The organism is Paraburkholderia sp. 2C (genome assembly GCF_054589215.1).
In genome coordinates this window covers 529,814-550,284 of record NZ_BAAILL010000032.1, presented here as the reverse complement: position 1 = coordinate 550,284, position 20,471 = coordinate 529,814, and the positions used below count along the sequence as shown (strand labels likewise).

General features: G+C 64.9%; 22 protein-coding genes. 9 read left to right on the top strand and 13 right to left on the bottom strand.

The genetic code is table 11. From position 1 onward, the window contains the following. The first annotated feature begins 2 nt into the window (after positions 1–2). Entirely contained in the window at positions 3–530 is a 528-nt protein-coding gene (locus ACYPXD_RS10685) for a dihydroneopterin aldolase (RefSeq protein ID WP_459710633.1), read from the top strand. 76 nt (positions 531–606) lie between these two features. On the opposite strand, the gene ACYPXD_RS10680 is transcribed toward ACYPXD_RS10685, so the two are convergent. The 9 genes from ACYPXD_RS10680 to ACYPXD_RS10640 form a co-directional block, all read right to left on the bottom strand. Continuing rightward, entirely contained in the window at positions 607–1,044 is a 438-nt protein-coding gene (locus ACYPXD_RS10680) for a hypothetical protein (RefSeq protein ID WP_459710631.1), read from the bottom strand. A gap of 104 nt (positions 1,045–1,148) precedes the next feature. Continuing rightward, entirely contained in the window at positions 1,149–1,658 is a 510-nt protein-coding gene (gene fae, locus ACYPXD_RS10675) for a formaldehyde-activating enzyme (protein WP_219802672.1), read from the bottom strand. Between the two features lie 131 nt (positions 1,659–1,789). Then, entirely contained in the window at positions 1,790–2,686 is an 897-nt protein-coding gene (locus tag ACYPXD_RS10670; RefSeq protein ID WP_459710628.1) for a triphosphoribosyl-dephospho-CoA synthase, read from the bottom strand. Next, the gene (locus ACYPXD_RS10665; RefSeq protein WP_459710625.1) at positions 2,673–3,761 is read right to left on the bottom strand and encodes an ATP-grasp domain-containing protein; all 1,089 of its coding nucleotides are present in this window, start codon (positions 3,759–3,761) and stop codon (positions 2,673–2,675) included. Before ACYPXD_RS10665 ends, ACYPXD_RS10670 begins: the two co-directional genes overlap by 14 nt. Then, the gene (gene mch, locus ACYPXD_RS10660; protein ID WP_459710623.1) at positions 3,758–4,891 is read right to left on the bottom strand and encodes a methenyltetrahydromethanopterin cyclohydrolase; all 1,134 of its coding nucleotides are present in this window, start codon (positions 4,889–4,891) and stop codon (positions 3,758–3,760) included. Before mch ends, ACYPXD_RS10665 begins: the two co-directional genes overlap by 4 nt. After that, positions 4,866–6,152, bottom strand: coding sequence for an ATP-grasp domain-containing protein (locus ACYPXD_RS10655; RefSeq protein WP_459710621.1), 1,287 nt, complete (start codon positions 6,150–6,152; stop codon positions 4,866–4,868). Before ACYPXD_RS10655 ends, mch begins: the two co-directional genes overlap by 26 nt. Before the next feature lie 22 nt (positions 6,153–6,174). Continuing rightward, positions 6,175–7,101 (bottom strand): NAD(P)-dependent methylenetetrahydromethanopterin dehydrogenase, encoded by a 927-nt coding sequence (locus ACYPXD_RS10650; protein WP_459710618.1) that lies wholly within the window; start codon positions 7,099–7,101, stop codon positions 6,175–6,177. A 143-nt stretch (positions 7,102–7,244) separates the two neighbouring features. After that, a complete protein-coding gene (locus ACYPXD_RS10645; RefSeq protein WP_459710616.1) occupies positions 7,245–8,279 on the bottom strand; it encodes a beta-ribofuranosylaminobenzene 5'-phosphate synthase family protein in 1,035 nt (344 codons plus the stop codon). A 134-nt stretch (positions 8,280–8,413) separates the two neighbouring features. After that, positions 8,414–8,800 carry a 4a-hydroxytetrahydrobiopterin dehydratase gene (locus tag ACYPXD_RS10640; protein WP_459710614.1) on the bottom strand — a complete coding sequence of 129 codons (387 nt, stop codon included), beginning with the start codon at positions 8,798–8,800 and terminating at the stop codon, positions 8,414–8,416. Between the two features lie 286 nt (positions 8,801–9,086). On the opposite strand from ACYPXD_RS10640, the gene ACYPXD_RS10635 reads away from it, so the two are divergent. The 8 genes from ACYPXD_RS10635 to ACYPXD_RS10600 all read left to right on the top strand — a co-directional run bounded on the left by ACYPXD_RS10635 (position 9,087) and on the right by ACYPXD_RS10600 (position 17,421). Beyond that, positions 9,087–10,895 (top strand): methanol/ethanol family PQQ-dependent dehydrogenase, encoded by a 1,809-nt coding sequence (locus tag ACYPXD_RS10635; protein ID WP_459710612.1) that lies wholly within the window; start codon positions 9,087–9,089, stop codon positions 10,893–10,895. Positions 10,896–11,084: 189 nt separating this feature from the next. Next, positions 11,085–11,498 (top strand): c-type cytochrome, encoded by a 414-nt coding sequence (locus ACYPXD_RS10630; protein WP_459710610.1) that lies wholly within the window; start codon positions 11,085–11,087, stop codon positions 11,496–11,498. Between the two features lie 65 nt (positions 11,499–11,563). Beyond that, the gene (locus tag ACYPXD_RS10625) at positions 11,564–12,472 is read left to right on the top strand and encodes a substrate-binding domain-containing protein (protein WP_459710608.1); all 909 of its coding nucleotides are present in this window, start codon (positions 11,564–11,566) and stop codon (positions 12,470–12,472) included. After that, on the top strand, positions 12,469–13,332 hold the full coding sequence (locus ACYPXD_RS10620; RefSeq protein WP_459710606.1) for a hypothetical protein: 864 nt from the start codon (positions 12,469–12,471) through the stop codon (positions 13,330–13,332). The genes ACYPXD_RS10625 and ACYPXD_RS10620 overlap by 4 nt, the downstream gene beginning before the upstream one ends. Before the next feature lie 119 nt (positions 13,333–13,451). Then, positions 13,452–14,489, top strand: coding sequence for a LysR family transcriptional regulator (locus ACYPXD_RS10615; RefSeq protein WP_459710604.1), 1,038 nt, complete (start codon positions 13,452–13,454; stop codon positions 14,487–14,489). Then, the gene (locus ACYPXD_RS10610; protein WP_459710602.1) at positions 14,489–15,436 is read left to right on the top strand and encodes a quinoprotein relay system zinc metallohydrolase 2; all 948 of its coding nucleotides are present in this window, start codon (positions 14,489–14,491) and stop codon (positions 15,434–15,436) included. The genes ACYPXD_RS10615 and ACYPXD_RS10610 overlap by 1 nt, the downstream gene beginning before the upstream one ends. Before the next feature lie 69 nt (positions 15,437–15,505). Further along, entirely contained in the window at positions 15,506–16,384 is an 879-nt protein-coding gene (locus tag ACYPXD_RS10605; protein WP_459710600.1) for a quinoprotein dehydrogenase-associated SoxYZ-like carrier, read from the top strand. Next, entirely contained in the window at positions 16,384–17,421 is a 1,038-nt protein-coding gene (locus ACYPXD_RS10600; RefSeq protein WP_459710598.1) for an MBL fold metallo-hydrolase, read from the top strand. The genes ACYPXD_RS10605 and ACYPXD_RS10600 overlap by 1 nt, the downstream gene beginning before the upstream one ends. Before the next feature lie 5 nt (positions 17,422–17,426). Here ACYPXD_RS10600 and ACYPXD_RS10595 read toward each other — a convergent pair whose 3' ends face one another. The 4 genes from ACYPXD_RS10595 to ACYPXD_RS10580 all read right to left on the bottom strand — a co-directional run. Then, entirely contained in the window at positions 17,427–18,785 is a 1,359-nt protein-coding gene (locus tag ACYPXD_RS10595) for a sensor histidine kinase (RefSeq protein WP_459710595.1), read from the bottom strand. Then, on the bottom strand, positions 18,782–19,444 hold the full coding sequence (locus ACYPXD_RS10590) for a response regulator (protein WP_459710593.1): 663 nt from the start codon (positions 19,442–19,444) through the stop codon (positions 18,782–18,784). Before ACYPXD_RS10590 ends, ACYPXD_RS10595 begins: the two co-directional genes overlap by 4 nt. Before the next feature lie 104 nt (positions 19,445–19,548). After that, a complete protein-coding gene (locus ACYPXD_RS10585; protein WP_459710591.1) occupies positions 19,549–19,830 on the bottom strand; it encodes a hypothetical protein in 282 nt (93 codons plus the stop codon). A 181-nt stretch (positions 19,831–20,011) separates the two neighbouring features. Further along, on the bottom strand, positions 20,012–20,471 hold a 460-nt coding region (locus ACYPXD_RS10580; protein WP_459710589.1), incomplete at its 5' end, for a COG4705 family protein.

Here is a 20,471-nt window from a genome sequence, read left to right as displayed (position 1 = left end):
CTATGGAGCGTTTCGATGCAATTCGCGCGACCCGGCAACCGATCGACGTACCGCTCGGCGATATGAACGAGCGGCTTGCGGCAGGCAACGCGATGACCGACGCGCCGCAGCGCGTTCCGCTGGACATCGTTTATATCGAAGGCTTCACGGGCCAGACCGTGATCGGCATCGATGCGCCGGAACTGCACACGGCGCAGCCGGTGCGGCTCGATCTTGCGATCGGCGTCCCGTCGCTGCGTGCGTGCCATACCGATCGCATTGGCGATACCGTCGACTATTCAGCGGTGCGCACCGCGCTGCATACGCTTCTTGCAACGCACAAAGTCCAGTTGCTCGAAGCGCTGGCCGAGCAGATCGCGCAACTGGCAATCGGCTCGTTCGGCGCGCATTGGGTTCGCGTATCGCTCTCGAAGCCCGCGAAATTCGACGACGTTTCCGCGGTCGGCGTGCTGATCGAACGCAGACGCAGCCAGACACGTAGCGCCTGGGGCGCATGCGGGTCGCTCGGGGAAGGGCTGATTCCCGACTGATATCGCAAGCCTGAAGGCTCAAAGCGCGTCGAATTCGAGCGCGCTTTGAGCTTGAGCCTTAGCGCACCACCCGACGCTATTTGGCCGACGCGGAAGCCGCGGGTTTACCCAACCCGCACTGATCGTACGCAGTCTGCTGCAACGCGCGGAATTTCTTCGTTTGTGCGCGCGCCTTGTCCATGCGGAACTCAGCCCCGCCTTCGCCGCCCATCGTCGCGTACTTCGAGAACGTCGACTGCTCGACATATTCGTCGTACGGCAGCGCTGCCGCGATCTTGTCGATCGTGCACGAGCATTTATAGACGTTCGCGAAATCGTGTCCGTTTTCGTCCATGCAGCCGAGCACGTACTCGACACGCCCCTCGGTCGGGTAGCTATAGCCATGCGCCGGCGCCGCCTTGCCGGGCGCCGCCGGCGATGCCGATGCGCCTTGCTGGGCCAGCGCAGCGAGCGGCAGGCACGCGGCGAGTGCGAGCGAGACAATCGCGAGCCGCGTGCGACAACATGAAGTCATGCGAGACCTCTTATCGAAACACCATGATCATCTGCCGATGCAAGCCGCGCGCCGGGCCATCGCCCGCCGCGCGGATCGTCACACCGGCAACCCGGCATCGAGCGTCAGTTCGGCGCGAACGGGTGCGCGACCGAACTCTTCTTCGACACCACCTCTGCCGCGCTCGGCTCGCCCGCTACGGCGCGTTGCAACGCTTCGCGCGTCGCCTTGTAGTTGAACTCCTGAATCTTCTTGTCGTCATCGGCCTGCCAGTGAATAAAGACACCGACGCAAATAAAGAGGTCGTCGGCTTCGTCTTTCGGAATCGTGCCGTCCTCGACGGAATCGGCGACCGCTAGCGCAACCGCATGCTGCGCGGGGCCGAACATCTGGACCGCCTGTTTGGCGCCCTTGATGGTCACCTTGTTGAACAGGATGGTGTTCGGCTTGGTAAGCAGATTCGGTGCGACCACTGCCAATAGCGAAGTGAATCCGTCCTTGTTGTTCGTCAGCGCGTTGCAGAAGGCGGTCTCGGCTGCCGAGCCGCGCGGTCCGATGATCAGATCGATGTGAGCGACCTCGTTGCCATCGCCGACTAGCGACTCGCCTACCAGGACGCGGTTAATCTTGGCCATGCTGTTCCTCCGTTGAAATTAGAGCGGTCGACGCGGGGGTCGCTCGCGGCGCGCGGCATATTGCCGTGAGAGGCGAGCGGAGAAGGCACCATCGCTTGGTCTAACAGGAAGCGTGCCAATTCGAGGCGTGTTTACGCGCTGGCCGCGCTCTGCGGGTAACGCTGCGGTGCAAGACAGATCGCCGCGAACAGCGTCGCGACCGTCAGGTCAGCGCTCGTGCCCGGATTGATGCCTTCGCGCTTTAATTCGGCATCCCATGCATCGAGCCGCGCCGCCTGCGGGCCGTGCGGCGCAAGACGCCATTGGGCGTGGCGCTTGGCCGCCTCGCGCGTGACACTTTGCGCCACCGTCACGCCCTGCTTGCGCACAATGTGCGAGTCGGGCCACGAGGACAGATATGTGAGGAACACCTCGAGCGTGATCGTCCCGGGTGTCGCATCAGGGTTTGTCTGGAGCAGGTTCGCGATCGCGCCGAGGCCGGCTGTGAAGACGTCGGCAAAACCGTTTTCGTACTGGCGCGCGATGCTGTCGCGCGCCGCGGCGAGCTGCATGGCAGCGCGCAGGCCGATAGTCGGTTGCGCGTGCACCGATTGTTCGGATGCGTCGCCGAGGCCGCCGGGGTTTGCCGCGCGGATCGCGAGATAGGCCGCTTGCGCGTCGTCGACTGAGAGACGCGCGAGCACGCGTTCGGTGGCGTCGCGCCATTGCGCCGCGCCCTGCAGGCTGCCCGGTTCTTCGAGCGCGGCGGCAAGCGGCGCGACGAGCAGCACGATGCCGAGGTTCGTGTTGCAGCCGACTGCCTGCTGCGTGCTCATTACCGCATCGAGGATGCGCGAACCGACGGGTGTGCCGCGCGCGAATAACGCCGGGACGCACGCGGCGGCGCTGGCGATGAACTGTTGCGCATCCATCCGGTGGCCGGCGCTCCGGATGCTGACGTTGCCGGGCTTCGGTGTTTCGACGTCGAGACCGCATGCGCGCAGGAAGGCGTGACGGGCGAGCACAAGCGGATCGTCAGACGCTGGCATGGCGCAGCGTCATCGGTTCGACCGGCGTGGCGCCTGCTGCCGCGAGCTTGCGGCCGAGCAGGTCGTCGACGAGCGCGGCGGCAATATCGAACGGTGTCACCGATTGCAGGCCGCGCCACGCGGCGACGCCGTTGACTTCGAGCACGACGGGACCGGCGGGCGCGCTTGTGGGCGGCGTATCGAGTTCATGCGCGCAAGAGGGCGATTCGCGCCGCTCGTTCGATTCGCGCTGTTGCGGCTGCGGCGCCGGAATCAGGTCGACGCCCGCATAGTCGAGTCCGAGCGCCTGCGTTGCGCGCACGGCGATTCCGGCCAGCGTGTCGTCGAGCTCCGCGGGCTCGCAATGCGCGCCGCGCGCCACGTTGTGAATCCAGCCGCGGCCGCCGGTGCGCCGCATCGCCGCGACCGCGCGGCCGCCGATCACGAGCACGCGCCAGTCGAATGCGGGCTCGGCGCGTTTTCGCGTCTGCGCGCAGTCATTGCCGACAAAGCGCTGCAAATACGCGACCTGCCGATACGGCTCGAGCGGCGGTAACGGTACCAGCGTACCGTCGCGTCGCGCACTCGCGCCAAGCCTTCGCAAGCCTTTCCCCTGCGAACCGAACAGCGGTTTCAGCACCACCTGGTGTCCAGCCGCGGTCTCTCGCATCAGCACACGCTGCGCAAACGCAGCCGATTCGCCGGCCCACGTCGCGGGCGTCGGCACGCCGTTGCGGTGCAGCAGAAAGCTCGTCATCGACTTATCGACGCTGCGTTCGATCGCGCGCGCATCGTTGTAGACCGGCACGCCGCATTCGCGCAGCGCGTGCAGGATGCCGAGGCGCAGCGTCACCTGCTCGAACGTGCCGCCCGCGATGCCGCGCACGAACACGGCATCGGGCAGCGTGTGGCCGAAGCCGGGCAATGCGAGGCCGTACGGTTCCCATGTCGTATCGATGCGGCAGGCGGCGAGGTCGATGCAGCGTGCGTCGACGCCACGCGCGCGAAACGCCTTTTTCAGGCGCGCGGTGTGCCAGCCGGTTTCGTCGGTCATGATCGCGACGCGCAGGCCCGCGACGGTCAGGGCATCGCTCATTGAGCACCTGTATCGGTATCGGCAGCGGTGCGGCCCTCGTCCTGCGTACCAGCCGAAGAAGCGGAAGAAGCCGAAGAAGCGGATGCCGACGCACCCTCCGCAAGCGGATCCACCGCGCCATTCCACTGGCGATGCAGCAGCGCACCATCAAGCCGCCCGCCGTAGTAAGTGGCGCCGCTTTCGAGGCTCGCGACCCATACCTCGGCCGGCGCGAACAGCGCAGGGTCGATCTGATAGAAGTCGTGGTTGAACGACGCGAACACATCCGCGAACGGCCGGCCGTAATCGCGCGAGTTCCACGACGGCAGTTCGGCGGCGAGCTTGCGCGCGAGCGCATCGTCGGTCACGGTCAGATGCACGCGGCCGCCGTACAGGATCGCGTCGTTGGTGCGGCCCATCGCGGCGAGCGCATCGGGCGCGGGCGGCGGCAGCGGCGCGACGCCGCTTGCCTCGACGATATCGGCCAGATGCGCGCCGAGCACATGCGCCTTGTGCAGCGCGACTTCGACGACACGCGAAACGACCTGCACCGTGCCCGCCACCGACTCTGTCGGCGTGACGACGATCGTCAGCCGCCCGGGCGCGAGGCCGCAGTCGTTGAGCACTTTGTCGATCACCGCTTGCGGGGGCAACTGGTGCACTTCCATCACCAGCACGCCGCTGTCGTGACGATCGCGATAGCCGAGTTCGTCGAAGAGCGGCTCCTTGCATGCAAGCGCGCGCGCCGGGCCCGAGCCGAGCGAAAAGAACTTCTTGCCGTTGTTCTGCTCTTTCGTCGCGGACAGGCTCCAGCCTGCGTACTGGCTGCCGAGGCAGGCGATCACCGGCGTCGACGTATGCACTTCGATCAGCGCCGGCCATAGCGGCTCGCGTTCGACCGCGACGCGCGGTGCGACATGCCCCAGCCCGCCCATGCAGATGCGCGCGACCTGCACGCCCGCTTCGATGCTGCCGCGCACGGCGACGCCGGCGTCGACGATGGTCGTGCCCGAGGCGGTGCGGGACACGCCGATACGCAGCCGCGCCGCATCGGCGACCAGTTGCGCCACGAGCGGTTCGGCGAGCCTGTTGACGCTGATCGCGCAGTTGTGCGCTTGCAGCGGGTCAGCCGGTTCGTGTGTGGAGGCCATCGTGGAACTCCTGGCAGGTGTCGATCAGTTCGAGAAGGCGCGCGCGCTGGCGCTCAAGTTCGTCGCGCAGGCGAGCGGGCGCCGCGGCGGTAGCAATCAGCGTGCAGACCGGTTCGCCGGCCGCGATGCGCACGCCCGGTTGCGGTACGTCGCGGCACCACGGCGCCGCGAATAGCGTGTCGCTCAAGCGCTGCGTGACGGTGAAGCCATGCGCAGCGAAGGCGACGCGCTGGGCCGCGTAGCGTTGCGGCGCCGCAGCGGTTGCCGAGGCGGCCAGAGGCTGCGGCAAGCGGCCTTTCAGACACGCATCGATATGACAGGCGAGCAAACCGTGCGGCCACGCCGCGGGCGATGCCATTTCATAGAGCGCGGCTGTCGACGAAGGGCGCGCGTTGATTTCGAGCACGCTGATCGTGTCATCGCCGTCGAGCAGGAAGTCGATGCTGTTTATGCCGACAAGGCCGGTCTTCGCGACGATCGCGCGCACGATTTCGTCGATGCGCGACGCAATGGGCGGCGGCAAATCGATTGGCCCGAGCGAGCCGGTGTGGATGAACGGCAGCGCACCGTGCGAGACGGTCAACTGTTCGGCGAAGCCGATGATGACCGCGTTGCCGCCGGCGGCGATAAAGAGCGCGGACATCGAGCGGCCGGGGGCGAGGCGCTGGAAGTAGACCGGCGGCGGGGCGGCGGCACCGGATTCACCTGACGCCCATTCACTCGCCGCTCGAATATGCGTTCCGCCACACCCGTCGGCGCGCTTGCCGAGCCAACCACGCGTATCCATCGGCGGCACAAACGAAACCTCCGGATGCTCAACTCCCAACTCATCGAGCAATGCAAAAAAACTCTGCGGCTCACGCACTGCGCAAATCGCGCGCATACCGTTACCGATGAACCGCGGCACATCGGTCCGCTCATGCAACTCGCGCGCAAACGGTTCGAGCCCGCTGCCCGCAATCAGCCCAAGCATGCGCGGCAGCCGTGCCATACGCGCAAGCGCATCGAAAAGCTTCGCGCGATCGATAGAGAGACCCGCGCCGCCCACATCGAGCCAAACCTTCGCACGCTGCCGCGTATCGCGATCGCCGAACAGATCGAGCGCGGCGATATTGAGCCGCGCCTGCGCCGCCGACTCGGTAAAAAGCCGTGCGGACAAACCCGCAATCGCCACAAACGGCACACGGATGTCGTACGCACGCGCATACGGCCGCGCCGCCGCGCGCGCGGAAGAAGGTCGGGCGGGAAGCCTTGCCTGCATGACGATTAGCGAACGGTGTCGGTCAATCGCGGCCCGCGACGATCGCGCGCGCCTCGTCGAACGCTTCCGCGAAGCCGAAGTACACAGGCTTGCCGCCCGTGCGCATCCGCAGAAACAGCCGATGCTCGACCTGATATTTGACGTTGCCGATCGCCAGCGCGCCGATGCCGACCGCATCGGGCCGCGTGGCGCCGGCGAGCGGCTTGCCGTTATCCATCACATTGACGCCCGCGATGCCTTCGGGCGGCACCGCGTTGACGTCGGCGGCGACACGCATCTGTTGCGCATGCGCGAGGTCCGCGTTGGTGACGACCTGCACGCCGGCCGCAGCGGAGCCGATCACGACATCCGCTTTGGCGAGCGCGGCATGCAGCGTGTCGGGCGTGCCGGCGCCGATGCCTTGGGTCGCGATGCTGAACCGCTTGTTCACTTCGTCGCTGACGCGCTGCGCGCGCGCCGCATCGGAGTGACTCGCGATCGATACGTCCGCGCCCAGCGACGCAAAGAGCGCGGCCGAGACGCGACCGACCGCGCCGGTGCCGCCGAGAATCAGCACCTGCTTGCCGCCGAGATCTTCGCCGTGCTCGGTTTTCAGGGTCCGCTCGACGAGCGCGACCAATGCGGCCGACGTCGTATAGGCGCCGCTCGGGTCCGCGAAGACCGACACCTCGAACGGCGGCACCATCGCCTGGCGCGCGAGGTCGAGCATATCGGCGGCGAGCATCACATCGCGTCCGCCGATAAAGATGCCGGTGCGCGATACGCCTTTCGGCCCGCGCGAGAAGATCGCGTCTTGCGTAAGCTGCACGACGTTGCTCGCGTCGACGTTGCTGTACGGCACGACGATCTGATAGCCCGCATCGGCCGCCATGTTGACGTCGAATGGGCTCATCTGCGGCGTGGCCGTGAACATATGCAGGATGTATGGCCTTTCAGTAGCTTCGGACATGGCAGTGGCTGATATTTAAGGATCAAGGATCGTTTCGGGACTGCCGGTTGACGCGAGGCACGTGAGGCGGTTTGTGCAACGGCAACGGCAACCATGATGTCGATGTGGCGACGCACCGTCGATGCGTGCATATGAGGCTCGCTCTATCCAACGTCGACCCTGCAGTTGCGCGTGCGCTCCACGCTAAACGTCGCGCCGCGATTGCGCGCGACCGTCACCGCGCACGTGACGGACGCCTCGTCGCATGTCGCCGCGCGCGCGGCCGCGAGCGCACGTTCCGCCGCCTCCGCGCTGCGCACGAACGCGAAGCCGGTCGGCCCCCACGACGTCTGGCCGATGCCGGCTTTCTGCTCGTGCGCGATCGCCTGCAAGGCGCGGCCGACGGCGGGGCTCGTGCATACGCCGCCCTGCACGGGCGCGAAATATTCGCCGATTGTTTGCTGCACTGCGCTGATGCCGTCCGCGAATGCGTCGAAGTCCTGCTCGGCGATGCCGGGTAAAACCCGCATCATCACCAGATGGCACAGGTGCGCGGCAAGCGGCTGCGGAAACGGCGGCAGCGCTGCCAGGCCGCGTCGTTCCGCGTCGCCGTGCAGCCCTTCGACATCGGTGTCGTCAATCAGTACGACGCGCCATGCATCGGGAAACGCCTGGCGAAACAGCAGCGGCGGCATGCGCCTATCGTGCGGTTGCGCGCCACGCGCCGGGCCGCCATCGACAATCAACCCGCCATGATCGAAGCCGAGCGCGCCGATGCCTGAGCGCGCGCCGCGCCCGAGCAGCCGCGCGATTTCATCGCTCGAAGCAGGCACGCCGGCGAGCCGCGCGAACGCGGTGCCGATGGCCAGCGCGAGTTGCGTGCCCGAACCGAGACCGCAATGCGCGCGCGAGGCCTGATCGATATCGACGACGATCGAAGGACCGCCCCATGCATCGCGCAAACGGTCGAGATAGAGCGCGGCCCGCGCGCGCAGCGCATCGTTGGGTGCGCGCGCAACATACGAGCGGTCCGCGAGACGCGCGGCGACACGCGTGCCGCGTCCTTCGATGACGAGGCCGATGCTGCCGAACGCGCGCCCGAGCGACGCGCTCGGATCGAGAAAGCCCAGATGCAAGCGGGCGGGCGCGTCGACGGTGACCGCCGATAGCGGAGCGATGTGGTCAGAGTCAATCGGCATGGCAAGCGTGTCCTTGTCGCGTCGTGGTTCGGACCGGGCCGCACGCCTGTACCGCGCACGAGCCAGAAGGAGCGAAACAGAAGCTGCAAGGCAAAAGCCATACCACGCACGCGAAGCCATCGCGTGCCTGACGTCTAGCTCTTCGGCGCGTCGTACTTGATATAGCGGAAACGCTGATCGTCGGCGGGCGTGCCTTCGAGCGGCCCGCCTTCCTTGCCGGGCTGCCACTGGATCACCTCTTCGATCCTGTTCGCGAGCGCGAAGTCTTTATCGGTGATGCCTTTGGCTGTATGCGTTTTAAGCTTGACGATCACGAACGCATACGACACCGTCAGGTCCGGGTGATGCCACGCGGCTTCGGCGAGATGGCCGACCGTGTTGACCACCATCAGCGTGCCTTTCCAGCTTTCGGTTTTGTACTTGCGCCTGAGCCATCCATCTTCCAGATACCAGTGCTGCAATGCACCCACGAGACGCTCTGCGACTTCCTGATCTGAATACACTCGCTCGGCTTGTGCCATGACTGACCTCGATTGAAGGTGAAGCGGACGCCTTCAATGTATCGCGTATTTGACACAGTATGTATCGTCATCCGAAGCGAAGCGGCACACCTTGACGCCCATATGCGCGGTACACCGAATAAAGCTCGCGGTCGGCATGGAATATGCGATCAGCCTCTTTACGCATGAGCCGGGCAAAGTATCCGGCTTGAATCTGGCTCGTTACCCGCATCCGGACGGCGCGGCTGGTGTAGCGCGGTAGCGTTTCATCGTGAGGTGGACGGTTTACCCAATCTGGAGGAGACACATGAACGTACGCACCCTGGTTCTCGGACTGGCGGTGGCTGCGGCAACGGCACTGAGTTCATTCTTCGCACACGCCGATCCGCAGCTCGATTCGCTGCTGAAGAACCCATCCAACTGGGCTGCACAGGCGGGCGACTATGCCAATCATCGCTACAGTCCGCTCAAGCAGATCAACGAGAGCAACGTAGGCAAGCTGCAAGTCGCCTGGACGATGTCGACCGGCGTGCTGCGCGGTCACGAAGGCTCGCCGCTCGTGATCGGCGACACGATGTACATCCATTCGCCGTTCCCTAACAAGGTGATCGCGATCAATCTGAAGGACAAGACCTTCATCTGGCAATACGAGCCGAAGCAGGACACGCAGGTCATTTCCGTGATGTGCTGCGACACGGTGAACCGCGGTCTCGCGTATGGCGACGGCAAGATCTTCCTGCAGCAGGCCGACACGACGCTCGTCGCGCTCAATGCGAAGACCGGCGACGTGGTCTGGACCGCGAAGAACGGCGATCCGAAAGCGGGTGAAACCAACACCAATGCGCCGCACGTGTTCGGCGACAAGGTGTTGACCGGCATTTCGGGCGGCGAGTTCGGCGTGCGCGGCCGCCTCGTGGCGTACGACATCAAGACCGGCAAGGAGGTGTGGAAAGCGTACAGTACGGGTCCCGACAACGAGATGCTGCTCGACCCCAACAGTACGATGACATGGGCAGACGGGAAGATGCAGCCGGTCGGCGCGGATTCGTCGGTGAAGAGCTGGAAGGGCGATCAGTGGAAGCTCGGCGGCGGCACCACGTGGGGCTGGTATGCGTGGGATCCGAAGCTCAATCTCGTCTACTACGGCACCGGCAACCCCGGTACGTGGAACCCGACGCAACGGCCGGGCGACAACAAGTGGTCGATGTCGATCTTCGCTCGCGACCTGAACACCGGCAAGGCGAAGTGGGTGTATCAGATGACGCCGCACGACGAGTGGGACTACGACGGCGTCAACGAGATGATCCTTGCGGACCTTCCGGTTAACGGCAAGAACGTGCCGGCCATCGTGCACTTCGACCGCAACGGCTTCGGCTATACGCTGAACCGCGAAACGGGCCAACTGCTGGTCGCGAACAAGTACGACCCGGCGGTGAACTGGGCGGAAAGCGTCGATCTGAAGAGCGGCCTGCCGATTCGCAATGCGAGCTACTCGACGCAAAAGGCCGGTCCCGACCACAACGTGAAGGGCATTTGCCCGGCGGCGCTCGGTTCGAAAGACCAGCAGCCTGCCGCGTTCGATCCGAAGTCGAAGCTGTTCCTCGTGCCGACCAATCACGTCTGTATGGACTATGAGCCGTTCGACGTCGACTACGTGTCCGGCCAGCCGTATGTCGGTGCGACGCTGTCGATGTTCCCGGGTCCGAACGAGAACGGCGCGATGGGCAATTTCATCGCGTGGGACGCGTCGAAGGGCAAGATCGTCTGGTCGAAGCCCGAGAAGTTCTCGGTATGGTCCGGCGCGCTCGCGACGGCCGGCGGCATCGTGTTCTACGGCACGCTCGAGGGCTACATCAAGGCGGTGCGGATCAGCGACGGCAAGGAGCTGTGGAAGTTCAAGACGCCGTCTGGAATTATCGGCAACGTGTTCACGTACACCTATGACGGCAAGCAGTTCGTCGGCGTGTATTCGGGCATCGGCGGCTGGGCCGGCATCGGCATGGCCGCGGGTCTGCAGAAGTCGACCGAAGGTCTCGGCGCGGTCGGCGGCTATCGCGAACTCGCGAAGTACACGGCGCTCGGCGGCACGCTGTTCGTCTTCGCCATTCCGAGCTGATGGCACTGAAGCTGCGGGCTTCCCTGAGGAACGGGGAAGTCTGCGCTTAACGAGTCGTGATACGAAATATCGGGGGCGCGCATGCCGCACCGCGAGGGCATGCGGTATGCGCGCCGTCCGGCGGCGCGGCAAGGAAACCGGCCTGCCGGAAGTGCAAGCAGACACACAGTGTGGATGGGAGACGAACGCATGAAAGGCCGTTTGATGTGGTTGCCGTTTGCAGTAGCTGTATTCGCGTGGCCAGTCGCATATGGACAGACCAGCGCCTCGCAGATGAAACCTGTTGCCTATAAGGTCGTGGACGGCAACAAGGTCGATGGCGATACCTACCTCGGCTGGAAAACGTGGCGCGCGCTAGCCTGCGAACGCTGTCACGGCGCCAAGCAGGAAGGTCTGGTCGGTCCGTCGCTTATCGACGCATTCAAAACGATCGACAAGAACGAATTTCATCGCACCGTATTCGGCGGACGCATCGACAAGGGTATGCCCGACTTCAGTTCGAGCCAGATGATGCAAAAGAATTGGGAAAACCTTTATTCGTACCTGAAAGGGCGTTCCGACGGAAAGATCAATCCGGGCGATCTGCAACCGATCGACAAATGACCTGACTGCGGACCACCCCCGTCGGCCCTATCGGTTTCCCGATGTTTCCCGTTCCGGAGATAGTCATGTCCGCTCGCAGAATCCGCTTCGCTTTTATCCTGCGCGCCGCGCTCGTGCTTTCGAGTGCGGGTTGCGCGGTGCCGTTCGCGCATGCGCAGAACGCGCCGTCGCTGCCGAATAACGACGGCGCCGACAAGGTGCTGCGCGTGTGCGCGGACCCGAATAACCTGCCGTTGTCGAACGACAAGGGCGAGGGCTACGAGAACAAGATCGCCGAAGCCATGGCGAGCGATTTCGGCTACAAGGTCGAGTACACGTACTTTCCGCAGCGCATGGGTTTTGTGCGGAACACGCTGCGCGACAAGGAGCCGAATACCGAGCGCTACAAGTGCGATCTGATTGTCGGCGTGCCGCGCGGCTACGACATGACGGCCACGACGCGGTCGTATCTGCATTCGACTTACGCGATGGTGTTCAACAAGAAGCCCGAGTTCGCGAGTATCAATACGCCGAACGATCTGTTGAAGCTGCCGCCCGATCAGCTCAAAAAACTGCGCCTCGGCATTTTCGCGCAGACCCCCGCGGTGGACTGGCTGCTCGCCAACAACCTGATCGACCAGGCGGTGTCGTATCAGGCGCAAAGCGGCGACCCGCAGGCGTTTCCGGGCGAGATGATCCAGCATGACCTGAAGCAGGGCAATGTCGACGTCGTGTTTGTCTGGGGGCCGATTGCCGGTTACTTCGTGAAGCGCTCGGGCGACACCGCGAAGCTCGTGCCGTTCCCGCCGCAGCCCGGCATCCGCTTCGACTTCGAGATTGCAATGGGGACGCGCCACGGCGAAAAGGCGTGGCACGACAAGGTCGACCAGTGGATCGCGACGCATCAGGACAAGATCAATACGATTCTCACGAGTTACGACGTGCCGCAGTTGCCGATTGCCAGCGCGCCCGTCGCGTCGAATGCGCCGCAATGATGGACAGGCCTGCGACATTCGTGCGGCGCGAGGCCGCGAGGCGCGCCATGCAGCCGGCGACGGCGCGCTTGTCGTTGTCGGCGTCGCGGTGGGCCGTGGGCTGCCTGCTCGCAGCGGCGTCATTTGCCGTGGCGCCGGTTGTGTCCCACGCCGCCGCGCCGGCCGCATCCGGCGCGTCCGCTACGTCGCCGGCGTCGGAAGTGCAAGCCGATATCGCGCCGGCCGAGCGGCTGCTGTTCATGACGCCGCATTTGCGCGGCGTCGCGGCGCAAACCGAACTCGACTATGCGATGACGCTGTCGCATCCGCCTGAAAAGGCCAGCGACACCGTGCGCGTGCTCGTGAAAAGCGCCAACAATTCGGCCGACGATGCGAGCATCAGCGACCGCACCGGCAAGGTCTCGGTGCCGTCGGGCGGGCTGCCGTGCAATCCGGTAATCGTCTATTTCCTCGAACACGATATTGCCGAGATGGAGCAGCTGACGGGCGGCCAGCGCCGCTATTTCCAGAAGCGCGTGCGGCTCGCGCTGGCGGCGAATCCGCCTATCACGCCCGTCACGAGCAACGCGAACGGCAAGCCTGTGAAGGCGCGCAAGATCGAGATCCAGCCGTATCTGAACGACCCGAATGCGCAGCGTTTTCCCGATTTCGTCGGCAAGCGCTATACATTCGTGTTTGCCGACGACATACCCGGCGGCGTGTCGCTGATTCGCACCGAAGTGCCCGGCGAGAACAACGATTTCGCGCATCCGAAGCTCATCGAGACGCTGAGTTTCACGGGCGCTGTGCGCAAGCTCGTGCCGCCACCGCCGGCCCATGGCACGCCGGTGCCGCCGAACGGACCGCGCGCGAGCCGTTGAAAATCCAATGCGCGGACCGCTTCTGCCAGCGCTGAGGGAACGAACGCAGGCAAGCCGCTGACCGACCGCACGCCAGCCGCCGGGGAACGGCGGAAGAACCCTTCACCGCGGGAGGCAACGTGAATCTGATTCGGGCGCTGACGCTGCGGCAATTGCAGATTTTCGTGATCGCGAGCCGTCTGCCGAGCTTCGCGCGCGCGGCCGAAGAGCTTCACCTGTCGCAGCCCGCGGTATCGATGCAGATTCGTCAGCTCGAAGAGGCACTCGGCCTGCCCTTGTTCGAGCGCGTCTCGCGGCGGCTCACGCTGACCGAGGCGGGCGAGCGTTTGTCGCACCACGCAAGCCGCATCATCGGCGAGATCAAGGACATCGAAGACACGATGACCTCGCTTGCGCAGGCCGATAGCGGCACGATCGCGGTCAGCATCGTCAGTTCGGCTACGCACTTCGCGCCGAAGCTGCTCGCGCTCTATTCCCAGCAATTCCCGAAGGTGGATGTGCATTTCTCGGTCGGCAATCGCGAGACGCTGTTGCGTCTGTTGCAGGACAACGCGACCGACCTGGCGATCATGGGGCGCCCGCCGCCCGAGCTCGGCACGACGGCTGAGCCGCTCGCGCGGCATCCGCACGTGATCATCGCGCCGCTCGATCATCCGTTGCGCGAGGCGCGGCGTTTCGATCTGCAGGAACTGGCGGGCGACACGTTTTTATTGCGCGAACCCGGCTCGGGCACGCGCGCGGTGGTCGAGCATATGTTCCGGCAGCATCTTTTCACGCCGGCGCGCTGCGTGACGCTCGGCAGCAACGAAACGATCAAGCAGGCCGTGATGGCCGGCATGGGCGTGAGCCTGTTGTCGCTGCATACGCTGTCGCTCGAATTGCGCGCGGGCGCGCTTGCGGTGCTCGACGTGAACGGCACGCCGCTCGAGCGGACCTGGCAGATCGTGCATCTGACGTCGAAGCAGCTTTCGCCGACGTGCGTCGCGTTCCGGCGCTTCATGCTCCAACAGGCGGAGCCGTTCCTCGAGCGCGAATATGCGGACTTTTTGCGGCGCTTGTCGCCGGCCGCTGCGCGGCGTGCGGCGGCCGGGGCCGACGGGGCTGCAAACGGCAGTGACGATGACCGCGGTGCGCAGGATCGGACGGTGGCGCGGTAATGCAGCGTGTCCGCTTCGCGTTTTTTGCGTGTGCTGCATACCTCGCTTTGGTGGGCTGCAGCGGCCCGGCCGCAGCCGAGGATGCCGCCCAGCCGCTTGCGGTCGTGCAACTCGAACCCGGCCTTTACTTCCACCGCGGCCAGGACAACGTCGCGACGCGTGAAAACGGCGGTGATATCGCAAACGTCGGCTTTATCGTCGGTTCGCGTTGCGTTGCGGTAATCGACACCGGCGGCACGGCGGCCGAAGGCCACGCCTTGCGCGCGGCTATCCGCGCGGTCACGCCGTTGCCCGTTTGCTACGTGATCAACACGCATATGCATCCGGACCATATCTTCGGCAATGTCGCGTTTACCGCCGATCATCCGCAATTCGTCGGCAGCGCGACGCTTGCGGAAGCGGAGGCGTCGCACGAAGACAGCTATATGCGCGCGCTCAAGCGCGAACTCGGCGACCTCGCGGACGGCAGCATCATCGTGCCGCCGACGCGGGCCGTGGCGGGCAGCATGAAACTCGATCTGGGTAGACGCGTGTTGCGGCTGCGGACCTGGAAAACAGCCCATACAAACAACGATCTGACCGTCTACGATGAAGCTAGCGGCACTCTGATCGCAGGCGATCTGCTGTTCGCCGGATGCATTCCGGTGATCGACGGCGCCGTGCTCGGCTGGCTCGAGGATATCGCGGCGATTCGCACCATGAATCCGCGGCGCATCGTGCCGGGCCACGGTCCGCTCGACGCGCCGTGGCGCGCGGCGCTCGCCGCCGAGGAGGCTTACCTGTCGCGTCTCGTGCGCGATGTGCGCGCGGCGCTCAAACAGGGCAAGACGATGCAGCAGGCGGTCGATACGATCGGCGAGGATGAACGCGGCAAGTGGCGGCTATTCGATCTCTACCATCGCCGCAATGTGACGGCTGCGTATGCGGAGCTCGAATGGGAGCAGTGATGGGCGCGTGCGCGTGCTCGCCACCCGCCGGTGCATCCGTTGTAGTCCGGAAGGATGGAGGAGCTTGAAATGAACAACATGGCGAAAAGTGCATCGATGGGCTTCATCGTGGCGGGTGTGGCGCTTGCCGCGACGTTTGCCGTCAGTGCCGCGTATGCGGAAGAACATCCGGAAGACAACCCGGATACGCCCGCGCGCTGGGTCGATTTCAAGGACGGCACGTTCAAGGGCCGCACGATCGATACGCATGCGGACGCGGTGATCAAGCTCGACGCGCCGGTGCGCGCGGCGGACGGCGCCGTGGTGCCGATTGCGATTGCCGCGCAGTTTCCGCAGACGCCTGCCCGTTACATCAAGAAGGTGTACCTGTATATCGACGAGAATCCGGAGCCGTATGCGGGCTCGTTCTCGTTCACGCCCGAATCGGGCTTCGCGACGATCGAAACGCGCGTGCGCGTCGAAGACTATACGTTCATGCGCGCGATCGCCGAAACGAACGACGGCAAGCTCTATAGCTCCGTGCGCTTCGTCAAGGCATCGGGTGGCTGCTCGGCCCCCGCGGGCAAGGACGATGCGGCAGCCGAAGCGGGTGCGGGCCAGGTGCGCCTGACGCTGCAAGGCCAGACGGTGGCCGGTAAGCCGCAGCTCGCGCAGCTGATGGTCAGGCATCCGAATCGAACCGGTATGGCGATGAACCAGGTCACGCGCAATTATGCGACCGCGTATTTCGTGCGCAAAGTGACGGTCAGTTACGGCGACAAACCGGTGATGGTCGCGGACGTCAATTTCTCGATCAGCGAGAATCCGAACTTCCGCTTCTGGTTCGTGCCGCACGGCGACGGCGAACTGAAGGCCCATGTCGAAGATTCGAAGAGCAAGCAGTTCGAGGCCGGGGTCGCGGTCAGCCCGCAAGCGGTCGCGCAGCAGAATGCGTCGTCGAAACTGTGATGCGGGCGGCGCGAGACCGGTGGATGGGCGTGCGTGAGGGGAGCGCCGGGCGTGCGGCCTATCGCGTATCGATCGCGTGGCGGGCAGGTTTGATGATCGTCGCGGCGTCGGTAACGGCTGCCATGTTCGCGCCGGCGGCGCGTGCCGAGCCGGTGCCGGCATTTCGCGCGCCTGAGCCGATTGAAATCGCATCCGGTGTCTACGTGATGATGGGCAGCGGCGATGCGGTCACGCCCGCCAACCACGGCATCGTGGCGAACAACGGGTTTATCGTCGGTGCGAGCGGCGTTACGGTGGTCGATACCGGCTCGTCGTACCGCTATGGCCGCGCCATGCTCGACGCGATTCGCAAGATCACGCCGTTACCGGTGCAACTCGTCGTTATCACGCATCAAGGGCCCGAATTTGTATTCGGCGCGTCGGCATTTCGCGATCAGGGCGTGCCGATACTGGCGCAGCGCCGCACCGCGGAGCTGATTCGCGAGCGCTGCGCGATTTGCCTGAAGAATCTGAATCGCACGCTCGGTGAAGACGAGATGGCCGGTTCGCGCGTCACCGTGCCGGACCGCACCGTCGACGGCAATACGCAGATCGAAAGCGGCGGCCGCACGCTGCGGCTGCTGCATTTCGGCCCGGCCAGTACGCCCGGCGATCTCGCGGTGCTCGATACGTCGACCGGCGTGTTGTTCGCGGGCGGGCTCGTCAGCGTCGGGCGCATTCCCGAACTGCGCAACGAGCGCATTCCGGGCTGGCTCGATGCGCTCGACAAGATCAAGACACTCGACACGAAAGCGATCGTGCCTGCGTTCGGCCGCCTCGCGAAGCCGGCCGATCTCGATCTGCTTGCCGAATATCTGCGCGAACTCGATGCCGCGGTACGCCATGCGTTCGCGTCCGGTGTCGGGCTCACGCAAGCGATGCATACCGTGCAAGTGCCCGCGTTCCGGCACGACAAGCTGTATGCGGTCGCGCAGCCGCAAAACGTCGAGCATCTGTATCTGCAGCTCGAGAAAGAAAAAGATCAGGCCGGACAATGAGGCGCTCAGCTCTGCGCGATCCGCTGTTCATCCGCCGGCGTCAACCCGTCGACGCGTGCCGACAGACCACATGTGCCAACCCGATTGCGCAAGCTCAGTTCGATCCCTAACCGCTTCGCGATGCGCGCGGCAATCGCGAGCCCGAGTCCGCTGCCCTGTACCTGGGTGCCGGCGCCGCGATAGAAGCGATCGAATACGCGCTCGAGTTCATCGTCCGGAATGCCGGGGCCCGTATCGCGCACTTCGATGCCGATGCGGCCGCCCATGCGTTCGAGCAGCAGGTCGACGGTGCCGCCTGCCGGCGTGTAGCGGATGGCGTTATCGATCAGCGTCGACAGCAGCAGAAACAGCGCATGCTGATCGGTCAGCGCGACATAAGAGTCCGCCGCGCTGTGTGCGGCGCTCGTCTCGAGCCCGAGGTCGATCTGTTTCGCTTCGGCGAGCAGCGAAAACTCGCCGACCACCTGCTCGCCCACGCGTCGCAGGCTGACCGGCGCGATTGGCGTCGCGGCGGCCGCATCTTCGCGCGCGAGCGTCAGCAGTTGCTGGACGAGGTGAATCAGCCGCTTCAGGCGGCCCTGGATGCGTTCGAGCGTTGCATTGGAACCGGTCAAGGTGCCGTCGCGCGCGGCGGCTTGCAGTTGCAATTGCAGCGCGGCCAATGGCGAGCGCAACTCGTGCGCGGCGTCGGAGACGAACATACGCTGTGCCTGCGAAGCGACATGCAGGCGCGTCAACAGATCGTTCAATGCGACCATCAGCGGCCGCACTTCGACAGGTGTGCGCGCATCGATCGTGAGCGGTTCGAGCGCGTCGAGCGAGCGGCTTGCAAGCGAACTCGACAGCCCGCCGATCGGCGCGAGCCCGCGCGTGACGACGAACAGCACGAGCACGATGGCGACAGGCACCATCACGCCGAGCGGCCATAGCGTGTGCAAGGCAAGCGTCAGCGCAAGATCGTTACGCACCGAAAGCGGCTGCGCGACCTGCACGAAGCGCGCGGCCTGCTGCACGCCGAATACGCGCCAGTGCGTTTCATTGTCTTCGATGGTGCGCAGCCCTGCCGGAAAGCGGCCGAGCGTCTGCGTTAGCTGCGAGCGATAGGCGGTATTGCCGGACGCATCCCAGATCTCGATGACGATGCGATCGTCGGCGATATCGCCGAGCATGGTGTTCGACTGCTGGGTGGTCATCGTCGCGTGCAGGTTCGACGGCAGCGACAGCGCGACGGTGCGCAGCTCGTAGTCGAACAGCTCGCCGGCTTCGGTGCGCGCCGTGTGAAAGATGCCATACGCGGCCGCGGCCGATGCCGCACCGAAACCGAAGATCAGCCATCCAAGCAGCTTGCGCCGGATGGACGTCATTCGATTCTCTTCAAGCGGTAACCGACGCCTCGCACCGTGACGATCTGATCGGCGCCGAGCTTGCGCCGCAAGCTATGCACATGCACCTCGATCGTATTGCTGCCGACTTCCTCGCCCCAGCCGTACAGCTTTTCCTCGAGCTCGGTGCGCGTGAAGACGCGCGTCGGTACTTCGATCAGCGCATGCAACAGCGCGAACTCGCGCGGAATCAGCCCAATCGGTTCGCCATCCTTGAGAACTTCGTGTGCGGCCGGGTCGAGGCTCAACGCGCCGTGCGAGAAGACCGGCTGTGTGCGGCCTGCGCGACGCCGCAACAGCGCGCGGGCGCGGGCGGCCAGTTCGTCGAGATCGAACGGCTTGACGAGATAGTCGTCGGCGCCGGCATCGAGGCCGCGTACGCGGTCTTCCACCGCATCGCGCGCGGTCAGGATGATCACCGGCGCGTCGCCGCCCGCGCCGCGCCAGGTCTTCAGCAATTCGATACCGTCGCCTTTGGGCAGGCTCAGATCGAGCAGCACGAGATCGTAGACATCGTTGCCAAGCGACAGCGCCGCGGCGCGCGCGTCGCGTGCCCAGTCGATCGCATGGCCGGCGCGGCGCATCGATTCGAGCACGGTTTCGCCGATCATCTCGTCGTCTTCGATCAACAGCAGGCGCATCGGTCAGCTCCATTCAAAACTGGGGTCGATGTTACCGCGGTGGCGCGGCACGCGGGCCACGCGGGCGGGCGAGTAACGATGACCTGGTACGACGGCGCCATCGGTCAATGATGACCGAAGGTCGGCTCGGTGAAGCCGCCTTGATTGATCGGACGGCCGGATTGGTAGGTGCCGTTTGCGGGCATGCCGTAATCGACGTCGGCGCTGGCCCGCGAGTTCTGATAGTTCATGGCCGGCTGGCGCTGCCAGTTCTGCTGATCCGCGCTGGTCGCGGCAGGCGGGTTCGTCGTCGCGGCGCCGCCCATTCCGTCCGAGGTCTGCGCGAACGAAGCCGCGGAAGCGAGCAATAAAAGTGCCGAAGCAGTGGCGGTTAAAAGGGCCTTCATGTGGTTTCTCCTGTGAGGTTGAATGAGAGCGGCACGCAATGCACACTCATCAACAAGCTTAGTTCTCCGGCCTTATACAGGGCTTAAAAAATCTTACGGAACTGTCAGTTGGACCGATTGAGTCAAGTTATCGATCGGGATTCGATAAAGCCTGCGTCCTGCGTCGTAGTCCACGGCGCAGTCATCTTGCGGATCCCGATGCAACCTCGCGCGTGCCGCGTCCGAGCCTGTGCTGCAGCACGACCACAGCAGCCAGCGTGCCCAGGATGACGAGCGACGCCGGGATGCGCTCGAGTGCAAGGCCGCCTTCGGCAAGCGGCTTGGTCAGCGTGTCGCCTAGCGTTGCGCCGAGCGGCCGCGTCAACACGTAAGCCGCCCAGAACAGCACGCTGACCGGAATCCGTTTGCCGACCCGCCATGCAGTCGCCACGACCACGAGCAGCCCTGCAAACACGAGCGAACCGTGCTCGAAGCCGAGACCGAGGCTGGTCGCGGTGAAATCGCCGAGCGCGGTGCCGAGCGTGTTCGAGACGAGGATCGTGAGCCAGTAGAACACCTCGTCGCGCGAGTGCACGATATGCTGGTATTCGATGCGGCCCGCCACCGCGCGCCAGCTCGCGAGAATGAGCAGCACGGCCGCG